This window comes from Candidatus Poriferisodalis sp., from assembly GCF_965262965.1.
Lineage (GTDB): Bacteria > Actinomycetota > Acidimicrobiia > Acidimicrobiales > Poriferisodalaceae > Poriferisodalis.
In genome coordinates this window covers 1,400,502-1,417,672 of the sequence record NZ_OZ253573.1, presented here as the reverse complement: position 1 = coordinate 1,417,672, position 17,171 = coordinate 1,400,502, and the positions used below count along the sequence as shown (strand labels likewise).

Genomic DNA, 17,171 nt, shown 5'->3' with positions numbered 1-17,171 from the left:
GGGCCGCTGCGAAGTCGGCGCTGGCTCAGAGCGGAGAGTTGTCGTGGCGGCGGGGTCGCAGGCGCTCGCGCTTGGTGGACAGCATTCCGAGCGTGTTGACCAGCGCGGAGCGCGTCTCGGCAGGGTCGATGACGCTGTCGATGTAGCCGCGCTCTGCTGCGGTGTAGGGGTTGAGGTAGGTGTCCTCGTAGTCCGAGACGTAGGTGGCGACCTCGTCGGCATCGGCACCACGGCGCAGGATCTGGGCCGCTTGGGAGGCGCCCATCACCGCGAGCTCAGCGCTGGGCCACGCCAAGTACACGTCGTTGCCCATCGTCTTGGAGTCCATGACGATGTATGCGCCGCCGTAGGACTTGCGCAGCACGACGGCGACGCGGGGCACCGTCGCCCGTGCGTAGGCGAACGCGAGCTGCGCGCCGTGGCGGATCATCCCTCGCCACTCGAGGTCCTTGCCGGGATAGAAGCCTGGCGTGTCCACAAGCGTCACTAGCGGCAGGCCGAATGCGTCGCAGAAGTTCACGAAGCGGGCGCCCTTTTGGCTCGCGGCGATGTCCAGCGTGCCAGCGATGCTCATCGGCTGGTTCGCCACGATGCCGACCGAGTAGCCGTCGAGTGATGCCAGGCCAGTGACGAGGTTCGGCGCCCACCCTGCGCGCAGCTCGACCATGGCACCGTCGTCGACGAGCGCCGAGATGACGTCGCGAACGTCGTAGGCGCCCGTGGGCACCGTCGGCAGCAGGTCGCCGGCTTCGGGTGTCAGCCGATCGCGCGGATCAGCGGTCGCCAGCCGCGGCGGCAGCTCGTCGCAATGCGCAGGCAGGTAGGCGAGGATCTCAGTGAGCGCGTCGAGCACTTCGCCTGGTTCTGTCACAGCCGAGGCAGCGCCTGAGGCGCTGGCGTGTATCGACGCGCCGCCGAGCTCGTCGGGGCCGATCGCTACACCGGTCATTTCGCGCACCGGCACCGGCCCGCTGACGAACGCGTATGCGTCGGTGGCCATCACCACGATGTCGGCGAGGCCGATGAGCAACGCGATGCCCGAGATGGCGGGGCCGGTGACCCCCGCCAGGATCGGCACGACACCTGAGCACCGCACAAGCACCTGTGCTGCGCGCCCCCAACCGTGCAGTGCTGCCAGGCCGTGGTGTGCGTCGGCCCCGCTTGAGGACAGCATGAGAACGACGGGCAGTCGCTTCGCCAGCGCGGTCTCGAGCGCAGTGACGATCGTCTCGCTGTCCGCTGGAGCGAGCGCGCCGCGCCGCTCGGGACTGTCGGCGGACACGAGGATGACGGTGCGTCCGCCGAGCGAGACCGCACCGGCGGTGACATGCCCAGTTGCGCCGGCGCGGAGCTGGAGGTCCACCGCGGTGAGGCTACGCATGATCCACGTCGAGAATGGTCACACAGGCACAACCCCGTGCGTGCGCGTCGCCACGATGCGGATCACATGGCGCAGGACCTCCCGAGCGGCGGTGGCGGGGGCGGAGAGCATGCCGCGCTGGCGGATGGCGAGCGCAACCTGACGGGGCAGCAGGCCCGAAACGGTCAGGACGCTCCAGTCGCCGCGCTCGGTCCACTCGGGGATCGAGGTGATCGGGACGATTGCAGGGCCGTAACCCTGGAACGCGAGCGTGGCCGTCAGGCGGATGCCGTCCAGCTGGGCCATTGTGGACAGCGTCACCCGATGACGCGCGGCGGCGGCGTCGATGCGGCCTCGCATGGCCGATCCCGGCGGACTGAGCAACAGCGGATGGTGCTCGAGTTCGGCGAAGCTCACCTCCCGGTCGCCGTCTGCGGCGAGCGGGTGAGTCGATGGCGCGATGACGACGAATTCCTCCTCGAACAGGGGAGTGGCCGCGAGTTCTTCGTGGTCCACCGGGGCATTCACCACGGCGAGGTCCAGCTCACCGCCTTCGAGAAGACGGATGAGCGCGAGCGTGGTGGAGTCCACGACCGTTGCGGTGACGTCAGGGTGGAGACGTCGCAGCTCATCGAGAAACGGGGGCAGCAGCCACCGGCCCGGCGTGCCGATGATGCCGAGATGCACATCACCGGTCACGTGCGATGTCATTGATGCCACGTCAGCGCGCATCGCAGCGATCTCCGCGTTGATGCGTTTGATCCGCGCCAGCACCACCTCGCCCTCAGGCGTCAGCGATCCCATGGCACGATCCACAAGCAATGCGCCCAGTTCATCCTCGAGCTTGGCGACGTGGCTGGACACGTTCGACTGCACTGTGCGCAGCGCGCGTGCAGCCGCCGAGAAGCGCCCGTGGGTGGCTACCGCAGCAAGAGCGTCGAGGTATTTGAGGTCCATACGCGCACGCTAGCTGGGACAATGGCACATCGCTGAAACAGATGGAAAATATCTGTCCTAACTGCTGGTGCGATTGATATGTCAGCAGTACCTTGCTGAACGTCGAATGAAGCGGCTTGTCCCAATCCGTTCGACACAACGCTCCGCCGCAAGGTGCCCCCCACCTAGGCGAGCGTCAGCCGGATCGGAAGCCCCCGCTCCGTCCGGCCTCAGGTCCGAGCGTCCCCCACGCCTGCAGACCTAGCGAAGGAGCCGGCCCACCCCCCGGGCCGGCTTCGTCGCGTTCAGTGCGTCGAGCAGGCCGCTCGCCGCCGACGCCGTGCTACAGCGAGGCCCGGATGATGTTGAGTGCCGAGCCCGCCTTGAACCACTCCACCTGATCAGTGCTGAAGGTGTGGTTCGTCTCGATCGAGAAGACCTGGCCCGACGGCTGGAGAACTTCGACGGTGACCGGCTGTCCCGGTGCCAGATCGGCGAGGCCGCGCACCGAGATCCGGTCGTCCTCGTCGATGCGGTCGTAATCCGCTGGGTCCGCGAACGTCAGCGCCAGCATGCCCTGCTTCTTGAGGTTGGTTTCGTGGATGCGGGCGAAACTGCGCGCCAGCGCCACCAGGCCGCCTCGGAAACGAGGCTCCATCGCGGCGTGCTCACGGCTCGATCCCTCACCCATGTTCTCGTCGCCGATCACGACCCAGTTCACGCCGGCTTCGTGGTACGCCTTCGCGATCTCGGGATACGGCTGGGTCTCGCCGGTCAGCTGATTCTTGCCGTGGCCCACGTCGTAGCCGTCGAAGGCATTCACTGCGCCCAGGTACAGGTTCCCCGAGATGTTCTCAAGGTGGCCGCGATAGCGAAGCCACGGACCGGCCATCGAGATGTGGTCGGTGGTGAACTTGCCCTGAGCCTTGACCAGCACGGGCAGATCTTCGTAGTCGTTGCCGTCCCAGGCCTCAAACGGGGCCAGCACCTGCAGGCGGTCCGAGTCAGGCGAGACGCGGACGTCGATACCCGAGACGTCTGCGGGCGGAGCGACGAAACCGCTCTCGCCGGGGTCGAATCCCGCAGGCGGAAGCTCGACGCCGACAGGGGTCGGCAGCGCGACGGGCTCGCCCGCGTCCGTGTGCAGCACCCCGTTGACCGGGTCGAATTCCAAGGTGCCCGCCAGCGCGAGCGCCATCACCGTCTCGGGCGAGGTCACGAACGCCAGCGTGGCGGCGTCGCCGTCGTTGCGCTTGGGGAAGTTGCGGTTGTAGGAGGTGACAATCACGTTGGGTTGTCCGGGGACATAGCCCTTTTCGTCCGAGCGGTCCCATTGTCCGATGCACGGCCCGCAGGCGTTGGCCAGCACGGTGGCGCCCAAGGCTTCGAAATCGGCCAGCAGGCCGTCGCGCTCGATGGTGGCGCGCACCTGCTCCGAGCCCGGAGTCACCAGCAGCCGCGTCCGCGCGCGCAGCCCCTTGGATGCGGCATCTCGGGCGATCGACGCGGCGCGGGTGATGTCCTCGTAGCTGGAGTTGGTGCAGCTGCCGATGAGAGCGGCACTGATGTCGAGCGGCCAGCCCCGCTCATGGGCCTCGGCGCCCAGCGCCGATACCTCGCGGGCCAGGTCCGGTGTGTGCGGCCCGTTGATGTGGGGTCGAAGCTGCGACAGGTCGATCTCGATCAACTGGTCGTAGTGAGCCGCCGGATCGGCCATGGCGGCGTCGTCGGGACGCAGGTGCGCGGCAATGGCATCGGCCGCGGCGGCGACTGCTTCGCGGCCGGTGGCTGCGAGGTAGCGGGACATCGCTGCGTCGTAGCCGAACAGCGACGTTGTTGCGCCGATCTCGGCGCCCATGTTGCAGATCGTGGCCTTGCCGGTGGCGCTCAGCGACTCCGCACCGGGCCCGAAGTACTCGACGATGGCGCCGGTGCCGCCATTGACCGTGAGGATCTCGGCCACCTTCAAGATGACGTCCTTGGGCGCGCTCCAGCCAGACAGCTCGCCGACGAGCTTCACGCCGATCACCTTCGGCCAGCGCACGTTCCAGGCGAAGCCGGTCATCACGTCCACGGCATCGGCGCCGCCGACGCCGACCGCGATCATGCCGAGGCCGCCCGCGTTGGGGGTATGGCTGTCGGTGCCGATCACCATTCCGCCGGGGAAGGCGTACTGCTCCAGCACGACCTGATGGATGATGCCGCTGCCGGGCTTCCAGAAGCCTGCGCCGTAGCGGGCGCACACGCTCTCGAGAAAGTCGTAGACCTCTTCGTTGTTCGCCGAGGCGGCAAGCAGGTCGCGCTTTCCGTCCTCCCGGGCCTGAATGAGATGGTCGCAATGCGTCGTCGTGGGCACGGCGACTTCGTCGAGTCCTGCCGTCATGAACTGCAGCCAAGCCATCTGTGCCGTGGCGTCCTGCATGGCGACACGGTCGGGCGCAAGGTCGACATAGGACACGCTGCGCTCAAGTTCCTGATCTCGGCTCGACAGGTGGGCGATGAGGATCTTCTCCGACAGCGTGAGCGCACGACCCAGCCGTTCGCGACCGAACGCTGTTGCGTCGGCCAAGCCGGTGTACACCCCTTCGATCAGTTCGATCGGCGTGCTCGCGTGCACAGCCATGGGCAATGTCCCCCTGTTGTCGTGGTTGTCGATGCTCCGTGCGTTCTGGTCCAGGTGGCCCCAAGCGGCAGGAGCGCGGCGAGGAGCGACTGAGAAGCTACGCCCAAACGCAGGTTCGAACTCGCAGCGTCAGGGACGGACTTCGTAGTAGAGGTTGGCGGCGTCGCCGAAGTCGTGCTGGGTGAAGCGGGTGAAGCCGGCGGCGGTCGTGAGCTCGCGAGCCTTGTCCGGGTAGAGCCCGAGCGTGCCGAGGCCCAAGCCGCCTGCCTCGCTGAGCGCAGATTGCAGGCAGCTCGTCACCGAGAAGCCGTAGAACATCGCCAGCATCGGGTTGCGCTTGTCCTGGGAGAAGTCGCCTCTGGAGCGGATGTCCTTGATGAGCAGCGTCCCGTCGTCGCCGAGTGCGCCACGAATCGCGTCGAGCGCATCGTCGGGGCGTGGCATGTCGTGCAGGCAGTCGAAGGTGAGCGCGAGGTCGAAGTCGCCTGTGGCGGGGATGTCGGCAGCTCCCGCGACGACGAAGGTGGCGTTCTCAAGATCGTCGTCCTCGGCTCGCTCGCGGGCTTGGGTGACGGCGATCTCGGACGGATCGAAGCCGACCACTTCCGTGCGGGGCCAAGCCGCTGCGATGAGGCACGCCGACACGCCGGCGCCACAGCCGACGTCGAGCACCTTTGCGCCACGCTCGAGTTTGGCGGCCACGCCGTCGAGTCCAGCCAGGATCGTCGAGGTCAACGCTTGGCGGCTGAACGGGCCAGTTGTGCGCGCCAATCCCGCGGCGGCGCGGGGTCCCTGCTGCTCGTAGGTCATGCCGATGCCAGTACGGAATGAATCGATGATGAGGTCCAGCGCCTGGTCGCCCGTGCCGCCCCGGAACGCACCCATGGCGAATTGGGTCGACTCCTCCTCATCGACAAGCAGGGCCTCGGCTTCGGGCGACATGGTGAACGCACCCTCGTCGTAGGTGATCATCCGTGCGGCTGCCATGCCCATCAGCCATTCGCGCACGAGACGCTCGCTGAGTCCCGTAGCCGACGCAATGTCGTCACTGGTGGCAGGCTGGGCGTCGGCAAGCGCCGCGAACAGCCCGAGCTCGTCGCCGATGTGCAGCATCAGCGACACCATTTCGCCTTGCTTGTAGGACCACACCTGGAAGGCGAACTTGCCCAGAAGGTCCGGATCGATCTGACGAGTAGCGGTAGCCATTTGCGAGACGCTACCTGCCCGGCCGGGCGGCTTCCCGCTCGCCAGCCTTCTACAAGGCAAGAGATCATTGTGCCTTGTAGACTCAGTGCCATGTCCAGCGCCGGGGACCTCAAGGTGTCCTCCCGTGGCCAGATGAGCCTCCCCGCCGAGGCTCGCCGTCGCTGGGGCCTCAATGAGGGCGGTCGGGTGGGGTTCCTCGACATCGGCGGCGCTGTCCTCATCGTGCCGGGCGGTGTCGAGCCGTTGCGCCGCGAAATCCTGGACCTCGTCAGCGAGTCCGAGTGGGAAGCTGCGCGAACCGGCTTCGGTGATCCCGACCTCGCAAACGAGTGAAGCCGGCCCACAGAAGTTGAGCCAGGGCCTGGTGACTCACATCGTCGACGACCAGCACCTCGGTGCGATCCTGCGAGGCGACGACCCGCCTCGTCCCGGCGAAGCCGTGTACACCACCGGCTGCTGGTATGTGCGTCTGTGCCACGCCGTGCTCAGTGCTACCGAGCGTGCCGGATCGCTGTCAGCTCCATTCGCCACTCTGCCTGATTCGTTGCGCCGACGTGCCACCGGAGCACTGCTGGAGTTGCCTCCCGAGATCGGGCTCGTGAGTCTGCGGGAGCTGGGGCCGTTGATCGGGAGGCTCCGCCAACGTCACCAGCTCAACGTGCTCGGCATCGAAGTGCTTGCCGCAGCTGTCTACCTCGGTGCCGACGTGTATCTCTGCGCACCCGCGCCCCGACTCCAAGCAGCTCTGGACGCCGAAGGCCGTACCCACGTGGTCACGTAGCGACGCCAAGCGCGTTCAAATGCGGCAGAGGGGGTCGCCGGCGGGTGGGCGTTGGTGGAAACAGAGGATGGCGAAGCGGCCGACGTAGGTGAATTCCCATGGTTCGGGCACGGGACCCTGCCGTCCGCCGTCGGGTGGGTAGCTCGGGATCCAACCGTGCTTCTTCGCGTTGGCGAAGTTTTCGGCTGCCAGCCAGGCGTATGCAGGCGATTGACCGAAGCGGAGGTAGCCATCCTGGGCGACGTCGATGGCGTATCCCGTGTGGTGCTTTGAGTACCCCGGCGGTGCCGACATCTTCAGCCGTTCGACCATCTCCTCGTACTCGTAGGGCTCGCTCAAGGTGCGCAGGAACACGGTCCGCTGGTAGGTCTGTCCCCGGTACGCGGATTTCAGTTCGATCTCGATGCCGTTGGCGGCGGCGTCAGCACGCAGTGCCAGCCAGGCAGACGCAGCGGGGCGTTGGAGCACTTGCCCTTCTGCCACGAAGCGCATCAGCGCATAGTTGGCTGGAAGTGGGCGTAGCTGGTAGCCACGTTGCTCGGCGTGCTCGCGTATTTGCTGGTCCATTTCTTCGGAGTCAGTGATGGCCAGCACCGAGCCGATCGACGCGAGGTTCGGCAGGTTCGCCGTGTTGAAGAGCTGATTGAACTCCGGCCCCGTGAACGTGGGGAGCATGACGGCGTCCCCCGCGTTCGGGGGCCGCACGGGTACCGGATCGGGCTCGTTGAGCGTCTTGGGCTCGTCGGGCAACTTTGGCGCAGGCCGCAGTGTGGTGATCGGCTCTGCGATGTGAGCCGACCGATGGCCGTCGACCGGCGCAGCAGCCGCCGTCGGCGCATGCAGCGCACTGACGGCGAGTACCGCTGACGCGACGGCCCAGCCGAGCCGCGACCTTCGGCGGGGAGGCGCATTTCGGGGACATCGGAGGGGGGGCTCGGAGGCGGACATGGCGGCAGCGGGATGTTCAGGACACAACGGTGGGGTGATCAACTAACGTTCGGTAGAGGTCGGCGTAGAGGCCGCCCCCGACCATGAGTTCTTGGTGCCGGCCTTGCTCGACCAATCGGCCTCGATCCAGCACCAGGATCTGGTCAGCATCGGTGATGGTCGACAGGCGGTGGGCGATGAGCACCGCGGTGCGACCCGCCAGCGCGGTGGACAGTGCGCGCTGGACGAGGGCCTCGTTCTCGCTGTCGAGATGGCTCGTGGCCTCGTCGAGCACCACGATGGCTGGATCGCGCAGCAGGACTCGGGCGATGGCAAGGCGCTGCTTCTCGCCGCCCGAGAGGCGGTAGCCGCGCTCGCCGACGACCGTGTCCCAGCCGTCGGGCAGTCCCAGGATCAGCTCGTCGATCTGCGCGGCCCGGCATGCGTCGAGCAGTTCGACGTCGGTTGCCCCTGGTCGGGCGTAACGAAGGTTCGCGGCGATCGTGTCGTGGAACAGGTGAGGGTCTTGGGAGACGACGCCGATGCTTGCCCGCAACGACTCACCGGTGACGTCGCGCACGTCCTGACCGTCGATGAGCACGGCACCGGTGTCGACGTCGTACAGGCGCGACAGCAACGCCACGAGCGTCGTCTTGCCCGCGCCTGAGGGACCCACCAACGCAACCGTCTGACCGGGTTCGATAACCATGGACACCCCGCTGAGCACTGCGTCGCCTGCCGCGCCGCTGGGTTGTTGGGGCGTCGCTGCCGCGCCGCCCAGCTCGGCGAGCATCTTGTCGTCGGCGGGGGGATACGTGAACGTCACGTCGCGCAGCTCGACGCGACCTGAGACATCGGACAGATCGACGGCGCCGGGTCGGTCGGTGATCGGATTGGGCAGGTCGAGCACAGCGAAGACCCGCTCGAACGACACCAGCGCCGTCATCACGTCCACCCGGGCATTCGTCAGGCCGGTCAACGGCATGTAGACCCGAACGACCAGCAGGCTCATCGCCGCCAGCGTGCCGATGGTGAGCGAGCCAGAAATCACAAGGTGAGCGCCGACCCAGTACAGCACCCCAACGCCGACGGCCCCGACGAGGCTCAGCGCGATGAAAAAGGTCCGCCCCCACATGGCGCTTCGGACGCCGATATCACGCACGGAGCTCGCTGTGGCGCTGAACTCGGCTCGCTCGTCGTCATGGCGTCCGAACAGCTTCACGAGCAGCGCGCCAGCGACATTGAGGCGCTCGGTCATCACGGTGTTCATGGATGCGTTGTGCTCCATGCCCTGGCGGGTCAGCGCTTGCAACCGCCGGCCCACTCGTTTGGTGGGCGCGATGAACACCGGCAGCAGGGCCAGCGCGAGCAGCGTCAGCCGCCACTCGAGCACCAGCATCGCGACGAGCGTCGTGGAGAGCACGATGGTGTTGGACACCACTGAGCTGAGGGTCCCGGTGAAGGCCCGCTGCGCGCCGATGACGTCGTTGTTCATACGGCTGATGAGCGAACCCGTCTGCACATGCGTGAAGAACGCCACCGGCATGCGCTGGACGTGGTCGTACAGGCCTACCCGCAGGTCAAAGATCAGGCCTTCGCCGATGCGCGCCGACCACCAGCGCTCAATGAACGACAGGCCGGCCTCGGCGAACGCCGAAGCCACGATGATCGCGGCAAGCACATTGACCTGCCGCCGATCTCCGGCTGGGATGGCCTGGTCGATGATGCGTCCGAACAGAAGTGGCGGCACCAAGAACGCGAGAGCTCCGAGCAGTTGAGCACTGACGAAGCCGGTAAGCATCGACTGGTACGGGCGCGCCAGCGAGACTGCCCGGCGAATGGTGCCGCGTGCCAGGTGACGACCTTCGACCCCGGCTGGGTCGTGCCCCATGGCGCCGTGCGCCGATGCCATTGACTGCATGGATCGAACGATACGAGCCGCCCTGCCGCGAGCCGCGGCACGTCGTGGGTGTCTGCGGAGCTACACGTAGGGCCAGCGGCGCTTGGACGCAGCAGCGTCACCCGGAGACGCTTCGCCGCTTTTCGGCACGGGCTCGGTGAGGGTCCAGCGGCGCCGCCACGCAGATGCCGCGGGGCCCTCGAGGCCGGGGCTGTCCGCACTGTGCAGCCGCCGCCTGGCGGCAAACCAGTTGCCGGTCGCCGTCTCGTCCGCCAGGCCTTCCACGGCGGCTTGCAGTCGTCGTGTGAAGCGCCGATTGTTGTCGTCGTCGGCGAAGTCCAGCGGCCGGCCGAAGTTGACAACCGCTCGTGCCCGTTTGGGCCAGGCCCGGCCCTTGCGGAGGATGTCGAACGTGCCTCGAATGTGCACCGGCACTACCGGCACGCCGGCTTGCTTTGCCAGGTACGCAGCGCCGGGCCGGAACTGCTGCCCCCAGCCGTCGCGGGATCGTCCGCCTTCGGGATAGATCACGAGGCTCCAGCCGCTGCGCAGCAGCGCCACGGCCTGGTCGATATTGCGCCGATTCACCGAGGTTCGCTCGATCGGGATCGCACCCACGAACAGCGCCGAGATCGCCGAGCTGAACCGGTTGCCGAAGAAGTAGTCGGCGGCTGCGCCCACTACGAGCCGGTTGCACCACGGCTCAGGGATCGAGGTGACCATGACAGCGGTGTCGGCATGGCTCTGATGGTTGGCCGCGAACACCGCGGGGCCGCGCAGGTCGCTGAGACGGTCCACGCCCTTGATTGTCGGGCGGGCGTAGTAACGCACGATCGCACGGCCCAGCGTGTCCCGTGCAACGCGTCGCGCCACCCGGGCGGGAAAGCGACGAGCCCAGTCTGTCTCATAGTTCGAGCCCACGTTGGCCGGCAGCGGTGTCTGGCCCTTGGGCGTTGTCCCGGCGCGCAGCGGAAACTCTGCGTTTCGAGCGATCCGCGTGACGGAGGCCTTCTTGCGGCCCGAGCCCTTGCCCGACCCTCTGCTGCCGAAGTGCGGCACTGCCGTTCGGCGATTGGGGTCGCTCACCGTTCGCTGCCTCAGACGACGTCGGCCATCAGGACCGGCGGATTGTGAATATGGGTGATCGACGGATCGCGCCCGACCACATCGGTGGCGATCTCCAGCGCATCGTTGAGCGTCGAGGCGCAACGGAATCCCATGCGCCGGACTGCCGCTTGGTCGCCGCCCACGATGATCACGCCGCCGAGATGCTCGAGCGCGTGTGCGCACCAGTACCACATGTAGAACGGATGCACGCCGTGGTAGGCGTACGACGTCCGGTACAGGTGCCGATACCACTCGTCTTCCGCATACCGCTTCTCATAGCGGTGCTCGATGACCTCCGGATCGGTGGTGTCGGCGAGGACTTCTTCGAAGAAATCGATGTAGCTGGGATGGTGTACCGGGTGGAATTCCCACGGCGTGGGGTGCGTCATAATCACCACGCCGCCAGGGCGTACCAGCGGCTTGCCCCGGTACAGGTTGAAGAAATACCCGAGCCCCAGGCAGGCCACCAGGATCGGGTTCATGATCGAGTTGACGTTGTAGGGGCACAGGTAGGGCAGCCCCATCGTGAGCACGTCGGTCTGGCCCTCAACCCGCACGAGGTGCTGGCGATAGACGTTCTCGAGTGTCACCCGGTGGACCGCTTCGACCTCGCCCGCCTGGACCGACGTCAGTCCGTACGGCGCGCGGATGCCACTGAAAATGCGCCGGGTCGCCCGGCGCGACATCACATCGAGCGCCGTCTTGGTGCCGACCAGCATCAGCCGATCCTTCGGCGACATCTCCCATTCTCTGCGCTGCAGAAAGCCGTAGGGCGACGGGAACGTGTCGTTGTTGAGTGTGGTCTCGATCTGGAACACCTTCACGCCGGCCTCGGCCAGCAGGCGGCCCTGACGCCAGTTGCGCGTGTGCAGCTCGGAGTGCTCGGGATCCATGAACGATTTCGAGTGCCGCATGGTGTGCACGTTGTGATGGTGACGCAGCGCCGTGTACCCCGACAGTCCGGTGGCGACGCTCTTGTGGCCGCCGTCCATAGAAACCAGGTTGATGTTCACGTACACCAGCAGGTCTGACTCGACGGCCCGGGTGGAGATCTCGACTTCTTCGCCGGCTTCGGTGGTGCCCAGATGCGTTAGCCCGTCGGGATCCTCGGCATCGAAGTTGTACAACTGGCCGTGCGGGGCGAATGCGTCGTAGACCCTGTCGCCGACAGCGTGTCGAAGCTCGGCTTCGGTCATCCGGCGATGCAGGGCGAGTGCTGCAATGAGATGGACGTCGTCGACGCCTGCGGCAGCGGCAATGTCGAGTACCTGCTCGATGATCCGGCCGCGGATGTCGGGGGCTGCCATCGGCGGCAGGGGCAGCGAGATGTCGTCGAACGCAATCGTCAGCTTCATGCCGGGTCGCATGAGCGCAGCCAGCGGCTCGCTGTCGCCGAGAGGGTTCGCGAGCGCAGCGGCGATCTCGCTCTCGGGATCGCGCACCGCATCGAGCGGCTCGTTGGGGTACACCACGCGGCTGCCGACGGGGAGTTTTTCCAAGCGGAGTCCCTCGCCGTGGTGGAACAGGATCGGCGGGGTCGTCCGGTCGACGTCGAGGACGAGACCCTTGCGGGCGGTCACCGGGGGCCTCCTGTCGCGACACGCGTACGCCGGTCGAGACGGCCGGTGCTCGCTCGAATTCGATAGGGCGGGGCGAACGGCAGTAGCGGCCGCGGACCTCCCGACGACCGCGTCCAGTTCTCGCACAGCCATCCCCGCTTGTCAGCGATCGTGACCAGCCGGGTCTCGGGATTCACCGCCACGGGATAGCCCACCGCCTCCAGCATGGGCATGTCGGAGGCGGCATCGGCGTATGCAACGCCTTGAGCCAGCTCGAAGCCCTCGGCCGCGGCCCATTCGACCATCATCTGGGCGCGGACCTCGCCGGTTGGCGGGACATCGATCATCTCGCCGGTATAGCGGCCATTCGCGCTGTCGATGCGCGCAGCGATGATGTGATCGAACAGCGGTGCGAGCGGCCGCACCGCCAACTCGAGCGCGCCGGTGATGAGCACCGTGCGATGGCCCGCCGCTCGGTGCTCGCGCACACGCCGGAGTCCGGCGGGGAACGCCTTGGTCAAGATGAGGTGGCTGAGCATCTCGGCCGCGTCGGCATCCAGCTGGCCGACGGGCGCGCCTTTGTAGCGCCGGTAGAAGTAGCGCAGGAAATCGGTGCGGTCGTGGCGGTCCCTGCGCCACAGCCCCGGAGTCTCAGCCAGCGTCCGCAATGCGAACCGGACGCGCTGGGGATTGTCCAGCCTGCGGGTGGCGAGCCAGGCGTAGCTCTCCACGACATTGCTGGCGATCAAGGTGTTCTCGAGATCGAACGCTGCGAAGTGCCGGGCCGGGTCGAGCACGGCTGTGCGAAGCCGCTGGTTGCGGCTGGGGCCAGTGCGTGGCTGCGGGGTGGTCTTGACGCGGGCCTGGATGACGACGGTCGGCAGGTGCACCTCGGCGATGTAGTGCGGCCAGTCCACGACGCGGGGGTCGAAGCCGAACCGTTCCTGATCGGCTTCGGGCAGCGAGTCCCACAGCTCCAAGGTGCGGTCGATCCCGTAGAGCGCTTCGCACTTGCCGTACGCGCCGTAGAGCTGCACGTAGCCGAGGATCTGCTCGAGACTGGCGCGTCGCTGCGCCAAGCGCACGGTGAGATCGTTGCGGCCTCGCATCGGCAGCCGGTTCACCACCTTTTCGGCGGTGTTGAATACCGTCATGACCCGTTCGAGTTGCTCTTCGAGCCCGCTTGAGCCGGCGTATCGCCACTGGGTGCTGGCCGTCGGGTGACCCTTCGAGTCGTAGACGGGGTGGTCCTCGAACCACCGCATCACGGTGTCGAGCAACACCTTGAAGCGCAGCGGGTTCACCGCACCCGATGCCACCTGAAAGATCTCGGGGGCTCGCGAGGGCCCTCGGGCGGCAACGGCGATGATTGCGGCGGCGACCATGTCCACCGGGATGATGTCGATGACCCCTTCGGGGTATCCGGGGAACGTGTCGAGTTCGCCCTTTGCGAACGACACGATGAGCGGTTCGGCCATACGGAAGCCCCGGATCCATCCCGGCGCCGGCTCGGCGAGCGCCGATTCGATGATGGAGGGGCGCACGATTGAGATCGGCACGTCGCCGTGCAGTTCGACGAGCGCTTGCTCGCCCAGCGCCTTGGAGTAGGTGTAGACGTCGGGCCAGCCCAGCGACGCTGCTCGGCTGCGCCCCGCAGTCACCATCTCGGCGTCGACCCATTCGCGGCGCAGCTGCTCGGTCTTGGCCGCCAGCATCGGCAGGCCGGCGGGACCGAGTTCTTCGCGGGCATCGCGATGGAACCGGCGCAAGCGATTGGGGGAGCGACTGGAAGCGTCCAGGTCTGCGCGTGTGCGCCGCGCTGCGGAGACCTCGGATCTCCAGTCGACGTCGAGAGAGAACGGCGTGTCGGCGAGGAACACCTCTGCGGCAGAACCGCGCCGGTTGCCGGCCACGTAGCAGGTGGACACCGCAATGACGTGTGGTGACACGCCCGCTTGCTGACACGCGTCGAGCACCCGGTTCGGGCCGAGCAGGTTGATCTCGATCGACGCGTCGAGCGGGCTGTCGAAGCTGACGGTGGCGGCCGAGTGAATGATGACGTCGCAGCTGCAGAACGTCTCGCGATCGTCGTCGCTCAGGCCGAGGCCGTCGACGCTCACATCACCTGAGACGACGGTGATACGCCGGGCGCAGATCTCGTCGAAATCATCGCCCCAGGCCTCACGGAGACGGTCGAAGGCGTCGTTGCGCAGCACCTCGCGTTGGATCCGGCGATTCACGTCCGTGCGACGACCCGGACGCACCAACGCGACGAGCTCGCAGTCGGGGACCGAACGCAGCAGCCGTTCGGTCAGTGCTGTCCCCAAAAAGCCCGTAGCGCCGGTGATGGCAATGCGCTTGCCTGTCAACGCTTCGGCGATCACGGCCTGCTTTCTACCGAAGTCCGGCGCATGATCCGCGCTCACGTTGCCAACTGGGCAAACAGGCGGGCACACGGAGTCACCGCGCGCCAGCCGCACGACAGGGCGAAACGCTCGTAGTCGCTTCCTGGCGGACCAAAGGTTGCGAGGTCGCGGCACGCTGGTGCGCTGAGCGCTCCGCATCGCTCCCACAGTCCGTCGAGGTACTCATCTGCGCCCGGTGGCTCGTCGTTCGGAGAGCGTCCGCTGAGCACGGGCGGCGGACCGTCGTCACCCAGCAGCGATGCGCAGTCGAGCGTGGTGCGGCCTCCACAGGCCCATCCGAACGTTGCGTACGCCGAACCGCCCGGCGCGGACAGCACGAGTTGCGCGCAGGCGCGGCTGCTGCCGTCGCCGCAGGATTCCCACCAACCGTCAAGCTCTGCGATGTTCCCCGGTGCAGGCGTCTGCGGTTCGAAGTCGACAGCGAGCAGGCCACCCTCGCTGCCGTCGCCGAGGAGCACGCTGCAGTGCAGGTTCTCACGTCCCCCGCAACTGAATGCATACGCCTCGTACTCGCTGCCTGGCGTTGCCTCGTACAGCAGCGCGTTGCAAGCGCTGGCGGAGCCCGCACCGCAGGATTCCCAAAGCTCGTCGAGCACGGGGTCTGCACCCGGCGGGGGGTCGTCGGGATCGAAGAGGGCTGGCGCACGCACGAGAGCGGCCGGCAGCGCTGCGTCGCGCTGTTCGCTGGGAGAGAGCACCCGTGTGTCTGCCGGCGCGGTCGATCCCGGATCGCTGCTGTCCAGCGCGCAGATGTCTCTGGCGATGTCTGCGAGCGGCTCGTCGATGGGATCGAGGGGCAGAGACAGCTCAGTCACGCCGAGGGCGGCGCCCAGGCGGGCGCGTTCGCATGAATTGAGGTCGGTCCCGTCGCCAGCATCGCGGGCGGTACCCGATGCGTCCGGGCTACTGCAACCCAGCGCCAGCAGCGTCACCGCGGCGCAAGCTGCCAGCACTCGGAGAGGGCGCGCGAACAGGCCACCTCTCGGGAAACGACGCTGACGCCTTCTGAGTGCAAATTTGCCGCCTGTGGCGGCATTTCTGCGCAAAGTCTGACGCCAAGCAATTCTCCGCGCAAGATTGCTGCCAGCAGCGGCATTTCTGCACAGTGTCAAGGCGGTCGGTGCTGACAGCCATCGCCGCCGATGCACTAGCGCTCTCACCAGCATCGCTATGCCAGCTTCGCGGCGATGGTCCCCACGGAGCGGAGGGCCGTGCCGTCGGCCCCTTGCGTTACGAAGTGACGGGTGGGTCCGTCGAGCGCCTCGGCGATCAGATCGTCGAGCAACTCGATGAGGCTGTCGCCTTCACCGGACCAGAAGTACCAGCTCAACGAGCCGGGAATCGGGTTGATCTCATTGACCCACAGCCCGTTGGGATCGTCGCCACCGTCCCACAGGAAGTCGATGCGCGCGACCGAGCGGGCCATGACGAGGTGGCTCACCTCGACCGCAGCGGCGCGCAGGCCGGTCTCGATCACCGAGGGCAGCGTTGCGGGAAGCTCTCGTGCCGCAGTCGCCATGCCGCCGCCGCCGACGAGGTACTTGTCGGCGTAGGTGTAGATCTCGGCGTCCGCGCTGCGCAGGGGTCGCTCGACGGCGCTGAGGCGCAACTGCGGCCACGTTCGCACCGAGATGTTCAGATCGATCACGTCGGTGAGGTATCGCTGGACGACGGCGCCGTCGCGCAGCAACAGCGAAGTCTGTGCCAGCGCTTGCGCGGTCGCCAGATCGGCGACGATCTCGATTCCGATCGACGATCCGCCGAAGCGCGGCTTGACGATGAGCGGCCCTTCGACCAGTTCCGCAGCCAGCCCTTCGGCACGCAGGTCGTCGGTGAGCAGCCACAACGGCAGCGTCGGCAGCCCAGCTGCCGCAACGGCACCGGTGAACGCCAGCTTGTCCATGCTGATCGCGGCACTGCGCTGGCTGGGGCCGGTGTACGGCAGCCCGGCGAGGTCGAACTGCGCAGCCAGCGCGCCCTCCTCGCCGGGTCCGCCATGGCAGCAGTTGACAACCACGTCCAGGTCGACGGCAGCGCGCTTGGGACGACGACCGCCGCGGACGAACCCGCCGCCGGGCCGGCTCAGCAATTCGATGGCTGTGGCCCCAGATGGCAGGCCGTCGGCGAATGCCGCGGCTTCCAGATCGGCGGGTACCTCGTGCCAGGTCCCGTTCGGCGACCAATACAGCGCGACGGGGTCGCGCCCCGCCTCGGCGAGCGCGTGCACTGCCTGGAGGCCCGTCAGAATCGAGATGTCATGCTCTGGTGACGGGCCGCCGAAACAGACGCCAGGTCGACTCATCGGAGCGCCGTCGATGCATTTGCCAATCGGCCCATGGATGCCAT

The 17,171-nt window shown here is 67.1% G+C and carries 13 protein-coding genes; 2 read left to right on the top strand and 11 right to left on the bottom strand.

Going from position 1 to position 17,171, the window contains the following annotated elements:
• Positions 1-25: 25 nt before the first annotated feature.
• From ACQY5K_RS06770 to ACQY5K_RS06755, 4 genes are all read right to left on the bottom strand, one after another.
• Positions 26-1,363, bottom strand: a complete 1,338-nt coding sequence (locus ACQY5K_RS06770; protein WP_428121297.1) for an acyl-CoA carboxylase subunit beta — start codon at positions 1,361-1,363, stop codon at positions 26-28.
• 36 nt (positions 1,364-1,399) lie between these two features.
• Complete coding sequence (locus tag ACQY5K_RS06765) at positions 1,400-2,317, bottom strand: LysR family transcriptional regulator (protein ID WP_428121295.1); 918 nt, start codon at positions 2,315-2,317, stop codon at positions 1,400-1,402.
• Positions 2,318-2,639: 322 nt separating this feature from the next.
• A complete protein-coding gene (locus ACQY5K_RS06760; RefSeq protein WP_428121292.1) occupies positions 2,640-4,919 on the bottom strand; it encodes an aconitate hydratase in 2,280 nt (759 codons plus the stop codon).
• Between the two features lie 129 nt (positions 4,920-5,048).
• Positions 5,049-6,125 (bottom strand): class I SAM-dependent methyltransferase, encoded by a 1,077-nt coding sequence (locus ACQY5K_RS06755; protein WP_428121290.1) that lies wholly within the window; start codon positions 6,123-6,125, stop codon positions 5,049-5,051.
• A 90-nt stretch (positions 6,126-6,215) separates the two neighbouring features.
• On the opposite strand from ACQY5K_RS06755, the gene ACQY5K_RS06750 reads away from it, so the two are divergent.
• Together ACQY5K_RS06750 and ACQY5K_RS06745 are read left to right on the top strand one after the other, a co-directional pair.
• Positions 6,216-6,458 (top strand): AbrB/MazE/SpoVT family DNA-binding domain-containing protein, encoded by a 243-nt coding sequence (locus ACQY5K_RS06750; RefSeq protein WP_428121287.1) that lies wholly within the window; start codon positions 6,216-6,218, stop codon positions 6,456-6,458.
• 31 nt (positions 6,459-6,489) lie between these two features.
• A complete protein-coding gene (locus tag ACQY5K_RS06745; protein ID WP_428121285.1) occupies positions 6,490-6,906 on the top strand; it encodes a hypothetical protein in 417 nt (138 codons plus the stop codon).
• 15 nt (positions 6,907-6,921) lie between these two features.
• Here the strand turns inward: ACQY5K_RS06745 and ACQY5K_RS06740 are convergent, their stop codons facing one another.
• The 7 genes from ACQY5K_RS06740 to ACQY5K_RS06710 all read right to left on the bottom strand — a co-directional run bounded on the left by ACQY5K_RS06740 (position 6,922) and on the right by ACQY5K_RS06710 (position 17,127).
• The gene (locus ACQY5K_RS06740; protein ID WP_428121283.1) at positions 6,922-7,854 is read right to left on the bottom strand and encodes a M15 family metallopeptidase; all 933 of its coding nucleotides are present in this window, start codon (positions 7,852-7,854) and stop codon (positions 6,922-6,924) included.
• A gap of 16 nt (positions 7,855-7,870) precedes the next feature.
• Positions 7,871-9,754: an ABC transporter ATP-binding protein gene (locus ACQY5K_RS06735; RefSeq protein ID WP_428121280.1), complete on the bottom strand. Its 1,884-nt coding sequence runs from the start codon at positions 9,752-9,754 to the stop codon at positions 7,871-7,873.
• 60 nt (positions 9,755-9,814) lie between these two features.
• A complete protein-coding gene (locus ACQY5K_RS06730; RefSeq protein ID WP_428121277.1) occupies positions 9,815-10,819 on the bottom strand; it encodes a lysophospholipid acyltransferase family protein in 1,005 nt (334 codons plus the stop codon).
• An 11-nt stretch (positions 10,820-10,830) separates the two neighbouring features.
• Positions 10,831-12,420 (bottom strand): lactate racemase domain-containing protein, encoded by a 1,590-nt coding sequence (locus ACQY5K_RS06725; protein WP_428121275.1) that lies wholly within the window; start codon positions 12,418-12,420, stop codon positions 10,831-10,833.
• Positions 12,417-14,825 carry an HAD-IB family hydrolase gene (locus ACQY5K_RS06720; RefSeq protein ID WP_428121273.1) on the bottom strand — a complete coding sequence of 803 codons (2,409 nt, stop codon included), beginning with the start codon at positions 14,823-14,825 and terminating at the stop codon, positions 12,417-12,419. The genes ACQY5K_RS06725 and ACQY5K_RS06720 overlap by 4 nt, the downstream gene beginning before the upstream one ends.
• Positions 14,822-15,757 (bottom strand): hypothetical protein, encoded by a 936-nt coding sequence (locus tag ACQY5K_RS06715; RefSeq protein WP_428121270.1) that lies wholly within the window; start codon positions 15,755-15,757, stop codon positions 14,822-14,824. Before ACQY5K_RS06715 ends, ACQY5K_RS06720 begins: the two co-directional genes overlap by 4 nt.
• A gap of 236 nt (positions 15,758-15,993) precedes the next feature.
• A complete protein-coding gene (locus ACQY5K_RS06710) occupies positions 15,994-17,127 on the bottom strand; it encodes a D-alanine--D-alanine ligase family protein (protein ID WP_428121268.1) in 1,134 nt (377 codons plus the stop codon).
• Between the last annotated feature and the right edge of the window lie 44 nt (positions 17,128-17,171).